Source organism: Dellaglioa sp. CoH-56-MRSF-12, assembly GCF_056782075.1.
Genome location: NZ_JBXAYD010000081.1, coordinates 1 through 278 on the forward strand (window position 1 = coordinate 1; position 278 = coordinate 278).

Consider the following 278-nt stretch of genomic DNA (forward strand, 5'->3'; position numbering starts at 1 on the left):
GTTCTGCACGGGTCGGCCGCCTCGCTCGGTGTGATCGAGGGTGTCAGTGATGCGCTGACGGGGCTGGCGAAGCTGATCGGCGGCCCGTTGGCGAACGACCCTCGGCGGCGGCGGGCGATGGCCACGGGCGGGTATCTGGTGACTGCACTGGCTACGGCGGCGATCGGGATGGCAACGGCGGTGTGGCAGGTGGCGATCCTGCGCGCTTTGGCGTGGGCGTCCCGGGGCGTGCGGTCGCCGGCGCGTGATTCGTTGTTGTCGTCGCTGGCGCCGCGTCG

1 protein-coding gene is annotated in these 278 nt (G+C 71.9%); it reads left to right on the forward strand.

The features are described 5' to 3' along the window. On the forward strand, positions 1 to 278 hold a 278-nt coding region (locus tag AC1RPY_RS07845; RefSeq protein WP_481763125.1), incomplete at both ends, for a hypothetical protein.